At 45.5% G+C, this 1887-nt stretch carries 2 protein-coding genes; one reads left to right on the forward strand and one right to left on the reverse strand.

Annotation, left to right across the window (positions count from 1 at the left end; translation table 11 throughout):
- Positions 1 to 581: AraC family ligand binding domain-containing protein (locus FDW87_RS21340; protein ID WP_252362917.1), on the reverse strand; the 581-nt coding region annotated here is incomplete at its 3' end.
- Between the two features lie 167 nt (positions 582 to 748).
- Between FDW87_RS21340 and FDW87_RS21345 the strand changes: the two genes are divergently transcribed.
- Positions 749 to 1887, forward strand: a 1139-nt coding sequence (locus FDW87_RS21345; protein WP_252362918.1) for a solute:sodium symporter family transporter, incomplete at its 3' end; no start/stop codon positions are given.

Raw genomic sequence — 1887 nt, forward strand, 5'->3', positions numbered from 1 at the left:
TGTAGAGTGGCAATCAGTTTTTCAATCTGTATTCGCTGTGGGTCTTTTTTACCTTCGGCGTAAATAAGACAAATCCATTGATAAATTATTTTTGTGAGAAAGGCGACTGCCAGATTATTTTTTATTGAGTCTGGGGATGTAATTAATCGCGAAACTTCGGTCAGCTCATGATTATAAATATCACCATTATAAATAATGCTTTGTTGTCGTAGCGGAATATCCATTACGCTGGTTGGTGTGAATTCCATCCAGTATTGTTCCCATACCAACCCTTCACAGTGATAAGACTGTATATCGGTTGGTTTTAAAAAGATTATACAGTTTCCGGTAAGCGTGATTTGTTCACCGCCTTTAAGAAGGATTTTTCCACAGCCCTGGACGGTGTAGACCGCAACCCATGAATTAGCAATCAGCGGTTTTTTCTTATCACGTGGCCAAATAACCCGATAATGTTCGTCGGCATAGGTGTGCCACAGCGAGATCAATGAAATCCCGCTGGAGATCACACTTTCATGAATCAACAGGGGAATATTGTACGTAGTTTCGTTTTTTACATGCGAACTTTGCATCTTTCCATTCATTTTAATTTCCCACCGGAGAATTATGCCCACAACCTGAACTTAACAGAAAAAATCTGTTCAGGGATATGACGTTTTTATTTTAAGAAATCTGACTGCCTGACCCGGCGCACATTACCTTGCATTCCCCCTACAGCTGCCGGGACATAATGAAAAATAAGGGCTATGAGATGAATACGCTACAAATTCTGAGCTTTGTGGGCTTTACGCTGCTGGTGGCGCTAATCACCTGGTGGAAGGTACGTAAAACGGATACCGGATCGCAACAAGGGTATTTTCTTGCCGGGCGTTCATTGAAAGCGCCGGTGATTGCCGCGTCATTGATGTTAACTAACCTTTCAACCGAACAGTTGGTTGGTCTGTCTGGTCAGGCTTACAAAAGCGGAATGTCGGTTATGGGTTGGGAAGTCACCTCTGCGGTGACGCTTATCTTTCTGGCGCTGATTTTTCTACCTCGCTATCTGCAACGTGGTATCGCTACGATCCCAGATTTTCTGGAAGAGCGTTACGATAAAACCACGCGAATCATTATCGATTTTTGCTTTCTTATTGCCACTGGCGTCTGCTTCCTGCCGATTGTGCTTTATTCAGGGGCGCTGGCGCTGAATAGCCTTTTTCACATCGGTGAATCGCTGAATATTTCTCAGGGCGCAGCAATCTGGTTACTGGTTATTTTGCTGGGCCTTGCCGGGATTATTTATGCGGTGATCGGCGGTTTACGTGCGATGGCGGTGGCCGATTCTATCAATGGTATAGGGCTGGTGATTGGTGGATTGATGGTCCCCGTGTTCGGCCTGATTGCGATGGGAAAAGGCAGTTTTTTACAAGGTGTTGAGCAACTGACCACCGTACATGCGGAGAAATTAAACTCAATTGGTGGAGCGAACGATCCGCTGCCGATAGGTGCAGCCTTTACCGGTTTGATTCTGGTGAATACCTTCTACTGGTGTACTAATCAGGGCATCGTACAACGTACGCTGGCTTCCAAAAGCCTCGCCGAAGGGCAGAAAGGAGCATTGCTCACAGCGGTATTGAAAATGCTCGATCCACTGGTGCTGGTATTACCAGGTTTAATTGCTTTTCATCTATACCAGGATCTGCCAAAGGCGGATATGGCATATCCGACACTGGTAAATAACGTGCTTCCTGTCCCTTTGGTGGGGTTTTTCGGTGCCGTTTTATTCGGCGCGGTAATCAGTACATTCAATGGATTTTTAAACAGCGCCAGTACCTTATTTAGCATGGGAATATATCGGCGGATTATTAATCAACACGCCCAACCGGAACAGCTGGTTCGGGTTGGGCGTAA

It is taken from the genome of Citrobacter sp. wls826, from assembly GCF_005281245.1.
Classification (GTDB): Bacteria; Pseudomonadota; Gammaproteobacteria; order Enterobacterales; family Enterobacteriaceae; genus Citrobacter; species Citrobacter braakii.